The following is a 7,451-nucleotide window of genomic DNA, read 5'->3' as shown; positions in this document are numbered from 1 at the left end:
TGAACGAGCGCAGGAACGTGCCCAGGGTGGACGGGGCGCGAATCCCGTCGAACACGGCCGGCATCGCACCGTGCCGCAGGACTGCCAGGTCGTCGGGTGCGATGGCGGCGGCCGAGGTGGTGCAGGAGAGCGGAGTTGAAGCGGCGGGCGAACCCCCTCATGCCCCGGTGGCGCAGGGCCGGCACGCCCCGCTCGCCGAGCATGACCAGCAGGGCGTCGACCAAGGTCGTCTTGCCGGACAGGTCCAGGCCGTCGACCAGGATGCGAGGCGGGCGGACACGCCCCGTGGTTCTACCAAGCAGCTGCCCGGTGATTCCGCTCCGCGAGCGCGGAACACCCGGAGAAGTATGTGATGAGGGCATGGCAGTCCCTTCGTGATCTCGGCACGTAGAGGAGTGCTGGAGGGGCCGTGTCACCTCACCCGGCTCACAGGCACGGGCTCCGCTCTGGCGCCGACAAAACGGCCATCAGCCGCTACGAGCGCGGCATCAAGCAACCGAATGCGGACACCCGGATCCTCATCGCCGAGGCATTCGACGTCCCCATCCGTGACCTCGAGTTGTACGGCTGGCCGGACTGGCTGCGGGACGGCGTCGACGCGGGTGCACGACCGGTACCGGCGTCACCCACAGGATCTGCCGTGCGGCGGACGCGAGGTCCGGGTCGAACTGGAGGTCCGCCGGTTCCGGGCGGCGAGTCCGTGTCAAGGCGGATGTCGCGCAGCGGGCCAAACCGACGGTCGGCGGGCGCGATGGACCCTGAGGACTACGTCCAAGGCCGCGGCCCGCCTGCGACTCGGGCCTGATCTGTGCACGCAGAGCGACAACCTAGTGTGCTGCTCGGGTCCAGATCGTCCGCACCGAGGAGAGAACATGAGCACCGCCGCGCCGGTATCCCTGGTCACGGGCGCTAACCGGGGAATCGGCTGGGAGACCGCGCGTCAGCTCGCCGCGCTCGGCCACACCGTCCTGCTGTGCGCCCGCAGTCCGCAGGACGCCGAACAAGCCGTCGCCGACCTGTCCCCTCAAGTGCCCGGCGCGCTGCTGCCGCACCGACTGGACGTGACCGACGCCGACGGTGTCCGTGCCCTCGCCCGCAGTGTGGAGGCGGAGTTCGGGCGCCTCGACGTCCTCGTCAACAATGCCGCCATCAACTACGACACCGGCCGGCGCGCTGCCTCCGCCGACCTCGACGAGGTCCGCCGCACCCTGGAGACCAACCTCTTCGGCGCCTGGCGGACCGCGCAGGCGTTCTTGCCGCTGCTGCGCCGCTCAGCCCACCCGCGCCTGGTGAACGTCTCCAGCGAGTCCGGGTCGCTGGAACTCATGTCCGGCGGAACCCCCGCCTACGGGGTCTCAAAGGCGGCCCTCAACGCCCTCACCCGCAAGCTCGCTGATGAACTACGCGCCGAGCGGATCCTGGTCAACGCCGTCTGCCCGGGCTGGATCGCCACCGACATGGGCGGCCCGGGCGGCGGACCCGTCGAGCAGGGCGCCGCCAGTGTCGTCTGGGCTGCCACCCTGCCCGACTCCGGCCCCACCGGCGGCTTCTTCCGGGACGGCGAACCACTGGCCTGGTAGGCGGCTCCTCCCCGGCTGCCGCTCACCGTGCTGGACCGGCTCAGCCAGCAGGACCCCACGCTCGCAGACACCACCGTTTTCGGTGCCTGCCCGAAGCTGTCATGACCGGCAACCGCGCCAACGCCTTCGGTGCGGGCATCCTCCTCCCACCGGCTTCCGGCCCGGCGCATTGCTCTGGTTCCGTACTTCGAGGGTAGTTCGTTCAGGTGTCTGGCCAGCGGGGATGTGTTGGTTCCAGGCCGAGGAGGTCGAGGAGATGGAGCTGGACGCCGCGGCTGATGACGAGGGTGGGCGGGTCCGTGGCATGACCGACCCGCAGCCGTAGGCCGGAGAGTTGGTAGAGGATCATGCGGCCGGTGGGGCGGACCATCTGGTTGCCGGGATAGAAGCCCGGCATCTTCTGGTCGCCCCCGAGAGCCCGGCGGACCTGGCGCTCGATGCGGTGCACCGGCACGCTCATGGTCTGCGCCGGGCACTTGCCCGGGTGGGCTGGTCCTTGACCGTGGAGCCTGATCTGGTGCGGGTGCACAAGCCGGCTGGCCTCGCGGCCGCTCCGGTGCCCGGTGGAGCCTCAGCGGCGGGACCTGGTTCTGGCTGACCGTTGCGGCTCTGGAAGGCCTCAGGCCCCGGCTGGGGCTGGGCCAGGTAGTGGCTGCGGCGCGCGCCGCAGCCGCGGAGGCCAATATTGCCGTCACTCAGTCGCCGACTGAACTGCGCGCGCTGGTGGCTGCCTTGGGCATGCTGCGCGAGCGGGGGTTACTGCAAGAGCTCGAAGGGCACATCGAGGCACTGCTGGATCGGGAGGACCCCCCGGTGCTGCTGCGGGTGCACCATGTCCGGCTGCTCCACGTCGTGCCGCGCGGTGTGCCGCTGGACGAGTGCGGGCAGTGGAGCACCGACCCCGCTACGGGCCCAGGACAGTGGCTGGCCGGACTGGAACGCCCCGAGGACCTGTCGGTGCGGATGTGCGGGATGCTCGCCGACCAGGCCGTGGTGCACACCTGCGATCTGTCCGACGATGAACGGCAGTGGTTCAGCGACCGGCTGCCTCGCGAGGGCGCAGCCGCTTCGGAGGCGTTCGGGCTGGTCTTGGAGCGGCGCGCGGAAGGTGCCGCTTTTGTCATGCCGGCGAACAGGTATGCGGGCGAGCGGGAACTGGGGCCGTTCGTCTTTCCCCATCGCCGGCGCGGGGGAACGGTCGTGCACGCCGCTTTGCTTCTCATCGACCACCTCACGCAGGTAGGCGGCCGTGACGCAGCCATGGCCCCGGGACCGGGCTGGTACGGCGCCGGGGCAGGGAAGGTTGTGGGCCGCTTGGGCGAGCTTGCCGCCCAATACGCCGGCTGGGCCGGTGAATACCGCTCCGATCCCTCCCGCCTGGCCGAGCATGTCAGAGCGTTGCTGGAGCCGCCCGGTCTGCTGCGGGTGGTCGGCGGCCACGAGGACCAGTGGTGGCTGTCACCGGCTGTGGCCCGTTGGACCGTCGTGGCGCACGAGCCGGGCCAAGACACAAATGCCCACCACGTTATGGAGACAGCGCGATGACCCTGATGGGACCCCCCGCCCGCTGGGAGGAACGCTGGCACCTGACCGGTGCCGGGGTGGAGAACGTGTGGCACTACCTCCGGGAAGTCCTGGTCTGCCAGTCCGACCGGCTTCTGCTGCGCGGGCCCAGTCCACCCGGGTAACGACCATGTTGACCGTCCGCAATCGCAGGCACAGGCTCGATATATAGCTGCTAGATACAACTGGTTCTGCGGGGCCCTCGCCCTCGGCATGCCGCCCATGGGGCGGCACCGTGCGTCGACCGCTCTCCCGGCCGGGACCGAATCGGGAGGACGCGTATGTGTGGCATCGTCGGCTGGGTCTCCTTCGACCACGACCTGCGGGCAGCCGCGGGCGTCGCGACGCTGGACGCGATGACGGAGACCATGGCCTGCCGGGGCCCCGACGACCGGGGGACCTGGATCGCCGATCACGCGGGGCTCGGACACCGCCGGCTCGCGATCATCGACCTGCCCGGCGGACGTCAGCCCATGTCCGTCGGCACGCCCGACGGGGACGTCGCCCTCGTCTACTCCGGCGAGGCGTACAACTTCACCGAACTCCGTACCGAGTTGACCGCCCGCGGGCACACATTCGTCACCGACTCGGACACCGAGGTCGTGCTGCACGGCTATCTGGAGTGGGGCGAGTCCGTCGCCGAACGGCTCAACGGCATGTACGCCTTCGCCCTCTGGGACAGCCGCCACGACAAGCTCGTCATGATCCGCGACCGGATGGGCGTCAAGCCCTTCTACTACTGGCCGACGCCCGACGGAGTGCTCTTCGGCTCCGAACCCAAGGCCATCCTGGCCAACCCGCTGGCCCGGCCCCGGGTAACCCTCGACGGGCTCCGGGAGCTCTTCACCCTCGTCAAGAACCCCGGCCACGCCGTATGGGACGGCATCTACGAGGTGGAGCCCGGCACGGTCGTCACCGTGGACCGCGGCGGCCTGCGCCGACACGTCTACTGGCAGCTGGTGACCCGTCCGCACACCGACGACCGGGACACCTCGATCGCAACCGTACGGTCGATGCTCGACGACATCGTGCGCCGCCAGCTGGTCTCCGACGTACCCCGCTGCATCCTGCTCTCCGGTGGCCTCGACTCGTCCGCGGTCACCCTGCTCGCCGCCCAGCAGCTCGCCAAGAGCGGCGAGAAGGTCCGTACCTTCGCCGTCGACTTCGTCGGACGGACCGAGAACTTCGTCGCCGACGAACTGCGCACCACCCCCGACACCCCGTTCGTGCACGACGTGGCCCGGCAGGCGGGCACCATCCACCGGGACATCATCCTCGACCCGAACACCCTCGCCGACCCGGACGTACGCGCCCGGATGATCCGGGCCCGGGACATCCCCATGGGCCTCGGTGACATGGACTCCTCGCTCTATCTGCTCTTCCGGGCCATCCGCGAACACTCGACCGTCGCGCTGTCCGGTGAGTCGGCCGACGAGGTCTTCGGCGGCTACCTCCAGTTCTTCGACGAGGAGGCCCGCAGCGCCGACACCTTCCCCTGGCTGGTCCGGTTCGCCGAGCACTTCGGCGAGGACGCGGGCATGCTCCGCGACGACGTGAACCAGGCCCTCGGCCTGGAGACGTATATCCGCGACAGCTACGAATCCGCCGTCGCCGGCATCGAACGGCTCACCGGCGAGAGCGATTTTGAGTACCGCATGCGCAGGATCTGCCACCTCCACCTGACCCGGTTCGTACGCATCCTGCTGGACCGCAAGGACCGCGCGAGCATGGCGGTCGGCCTGGAGGTCCGGGTGCCGTTCTGCGACCACCGGCTCGTCGAGTACGTCTACAACACCCCCTGGGCCCTGAAGTCCTTCGACGGCAGGGAGAAGAGCCTGCTGCGCGAGGCCACCGCGGATCTGCTTCCCCGGTCGGTGTACGAGCGGACCAAGAGCCCCTATCCGTCGACCCAGGACCCGAAGTACGCCGTGGCTCTCCAGGAGTACGCCCACGGCCTGCTCGCGCGCCCGGACCACCGGGTCTTCGACCTGGTCGACCGCGCCCGGCTGCAACGGGTGGCCGACCACGACGCACCGCGGATCACCTCGGCGTCACGCCGTGGCCTGGAACGCACCCTGGACCTCGCCGTGTGGCTGGACATGTACGAGCCGGAGGTGATCCTCGGCTGAGCGGGCCGCCGTCGGCAGGGCGCGCGGCGGCCCGCTCCGCCGTCGCGCCGCCCCTTGTAATTGATCTTCGCCGGTGGGCCACGGGTGAGCCCTACCGGCTGGCCGGCGAAGAGTGCCAGGAAGACACCCTGATCCCCACTGCGGTGGAGGTCCAGGCCACAGGCGAGGCGCTCCTGCTCGATCCCCTGCTCTCCGAGTACGGTCTCCACCGGCCGACGCTGACCGGCGGTCCGTTCGGGATCATCATGGTGAGCCCGCAGCCCCACGGGATCCTGGTCCGTGTGGCGCCGCGGCAGCTCCCCCGCTGGAGAGCAGCAGTCCTGCGCACTGTCCCTACGGGAGCGCCTTTGCTTTGGTCTGCCGAGGAACACGGCATCGCATTGACCATCGCAGGCGCCCGCGTCGTTCTCGTTGCCACGACGGAGTCCAACTGGCGTGCAGCCATGAACCAGACGGAACGTTCTGTCGATCAGCCGGGCAGCGCGCGGGCCCAGGACGACCGCATCGGCTATCTGTCGCCGATCGTTCCGGAGCTCTCGGCCACCCTGCGCCGCGTCCGCCTCCTGACTGACTCCGAGGTGCGCAGTCCGACGGTCGAACTGCTCATTGTCGAGCACCACGGAGAGCGCTGCCTGTACGACGCCACCGGCGGCGCCCCCCTCGGCGGTACCACTGTGGCAATCGCCGGCTGTCCCGCTCGAGCTGTGGCCGTCGGCTCCGCTCTACCGTTCACCGGTCGCAGTCCAGAACCGCACACGATCCTCACGCCACGCGACCGTCGGCCGACCCGGCGACGGCATCTGACCCCGGTACTCACGAACCCGGCGCGGCTGCGGACCAACACCCATCACTCCCGGGTTGCCGATGGGGTACTCGCGCCGGTCGTGGGCGTGATCGGCAGTAGGTGATCGTCCGTCGTGTGACCTCTGCGTCGGAATCGCGGTGTCGGGCTCCGGGCGCCTCGTCGGCTCCGAAGAGAGCCGGGCGGGAGGGGGCTGCTGGTGGCGGATGTACTGGTATAGGTGATGGAACGGCGGGTGGTGCTGGCCGGCCGCGCCGAGCGGCTGCGCGAAGAGCTCGCCGAGATCGATGCCGAGGTGGCCCGGCTGGAGGCCGCCGAGGTGGTGATCGGGCAGTTCGTCGAGGCCGAGCAGAGCGGGAGGCCGACGATCCGGTTATGGCTGCCGAGTTGGAGCCGGTGACGGCACGCGAAACGCTCGGCTGGGACACCCCAGCCGAGCGCCTGCACTAACCGCTCATGGCCTGATCAACATGACCGTGTACTGCAACGACCCGTGGAATCCGCCGAGCTGACGGGCCCTTGTGAGTGATCGAGGTCAGACGGATCTCGTCCGCTTGTAGAACACGTCGAAGAAGGCGTCGTTTGTGGCATGTATGTAGATCGCGGTTCCCAGCGCCGCGAGGAAGGGACCGTACGCGGCGATGATATCGCCGATGGCATTGGCGAACGCTGCGGTCGCCCCCCGTTCGTTGATGGGAGCCAATTGAATCCGGTGGTCGCGAAGAGCGCGAATGGCGACCTGTCCGAAGCCGTCGGATGCGAACGCCACAGCGGGCGGCGCGTCTGTCGTCGCGGTGCCCACGGTCACACTCGGCGTCCAAGAACCAGTGTTGTCGCCGTAGGTCTGACGCGTGAGGTACACGAGGTTCGTGGTGGCGCCACGGTAGACGACGACGATTGCCTCCGCCCTCGGACTGTAGGCCACCGAAGGCGAAGACGTGCTCGTCGCTCCAGTGATCGGCCGGGGTGCCCACCAGCCAGAGGCCGTACCGCCGTAATATGCGCCGTAAAGCTGATTGTCGGTAGCGCTCTGGTATGCCATGAACAAATCGAGGTTGGGCAGCACCGCTATCGAGACGGATCGATCGTTTCTCGTCCGCACGCCCTGAGGGATCCGCCTCCAGGATCCGATGAGCAGAGGTTCCTGGGTGTCCGGGTCGACCCATACAGGTTGCTCGTAAACGTATCCGTCTGTTCCGGTGTGGAATACCTCGAACAGATTGGAGCCGTGAGTGATCACCTGCGGAGTGGCGTAAGTCTGCGCGTCAGGGAGGACACGGATCAGGGGCATTGCATGATCGAGATCTGTCTGGGTTCGTCAGGTGAGACCGAGGGCTCGTAGGGGCCGGTAGTAGTCGCGGCCGGTGTGGCGGAGGG

General features: G+C 68.9%; 9 protein-coding genes and 2 pseudogenes. 9 read left to right on the top strand and 2 right to left on the bottom strand.

Annotated elements, in window-relative coordinates; genetic code table 11:
• From AB0915_RS37355 to AB0915_RS37340, 4 genes and pseudogenes are all read left to right on the top strand, one after another.
• On the top strand, nucleotides 1–353 hold a 353-nt coding region (locus AB0915_RS37355), incomplete at its 5' end, for a hypothetical protein (protein WP_366695598.1).
• 56 nt (nucleotides 354–409) lie between these two features.
• A pseudogene (locus AB0915_RS37350) lies at nucleotides 410–544 on the top strand (helix-turn-helix transcriptional regulator); the annotation flags it as partial.
• Nucleotides 545–593: 49 nt separating this feature from the next.
• A pseudogene (locus tag AB0915_RS37345) lies at nucleotides 594–686 on the top strand (transposase family protein); the annotation flags it as partial.
• Between the two features lie 186 nt (nucleotides 687–872).
• Nucleotides 873–1,580: an SDR family oxidoreductase gene (locus AB0915_RS37340; RefSeq protein WP_366695602.1), complete on the top strand. Its 708-nt coding sequence runs from the start codon at nucleotides 873–875 to the stop codon at nucleotides 1,578–1,580.
• A 202-nt stretch (nucleotides 1,581–1,782) separates the two neighbouring features.
• Here the strand turns inward: AB0915_RS37340 and AB0915_RS37335 are convergent, their stop codons facing one another.
• Nucleotides 1,783–2,040 carry a hypothetical protein gene (locus tag AB0915_RS37335; protein WP_366695596.1) on the bottom strand — a complete coding sequence of 86 codons (258 nt, stop codon included), beginning with the start codon at nucleotides 2,038–2,040 and terminating at the stop codon, nucleotides 1,783–1,785.
• A 134-nt stretch (nucleotides 2,041–2,174) separates the two neighbouring features.
• Here AB0915_RS37335 and AB0915_RS37330 point away from each other — a divergent pair, with 134 nt between their 5' ends.
• The 5 genes from AB0915_RS37330 to AB0915_RS37310 all read left to right on the top strand — a co-directional run bounded on the left by AB0915_RS37330 (nucleotide 2,175) and on the right by AB0915_RS37310 (nucleotide 6,474).
• Nucleotides 2,175–3,125: a DUF2398 family protein gene (locus AB0915_RS37330; protein ID WP_366695600.1), complete on the top strand. Its 951-nt coding sequence runs from the start codon at nucleotides 2,175–2,177 to the stop codon at nucleotides 3,123–3,125.
• Nucleotides 3,122–3,268: a hypothetical protein gene (locus AB0915_RS37325; protein WP_366695594.1), complete on the top strand. Its 147-nt coding sequence runs from the start codon at nucleotides 3,122–3,124 to the stop codon at nucleotides 3,266–3,268. Before AB0915_RS37330 ends, AB0915_RS37325 begins: the two co-directional genes overlap by 4 nt.
• Nucleotides 3,269–3,424: 156 nt before the next feature.
• Nucleotides 3,425–5,272: an asparagine synthase (glutamine-hydrolyzing) gene (gene asnB / locus AB0915_RS37320; protein WP_366695592.1), complete on the top strand. Its 1,848-nt coding sequence runs from the start codon at nucleotides 3,425–3,427 to the stop codon at nucleotides 5,270–5,272.
• 143 nt (nucleotides 5,273–5,415) lie between these two features.
• Nucleotides 5,416–6,180: a hypothetical protein gene (locus tag AB0915_RS37315; protein ID WP_366695604.1), complete on the top strand. Its 765-nt coding sequence runs from the start codon at nucleotides 5,416–5,418 to the stop codon at nucleotides 6,178–6,180.
• A gap of 114 nt (nucleotides 6,181–6,294) precedes the next feature.
• Nucleotides 6,295–6,474, top strand: coding sequence for a hypothetical protein (locus AB0915_RS37310; protein WP_366695590.1), 180 nt, complete (start codon nucleotides 6,295–6,297; stop codon nucleotides 6,472–6,474).
• Between the two features lie 135 nt (nucleotides 6,475–6,609).
• On the opposite strand, the gene AB0915_RS37305 is transcribed toward AB0915_RS37310, so the two are convergent.
• Entirely contained in the window at nucleotides 6,610–7,365 is a 756-nt protein-coding gene (locus AB0915_RS37305) for a hypothetical protein (RefSeq protein WP_366695588.1), read from the bottom strand.
• Nucleotides 7,366–7,451 lie beyond the last annotated feature (86 nt).

It is taken from the genome of Streptomyces sp. NPDC048411 (genome assembly GCF_040704695.1).
In the GTDB taxonomy this organism is placed as follows: domain Bacteria; phylum Actinomycetota; class Actinomycetes; order Streptomycetales; family Streptomycetaceae; genus Streptomyces.
This window is presented reverse-complemented; position numbering and strand designations above follow the sequence as displayed.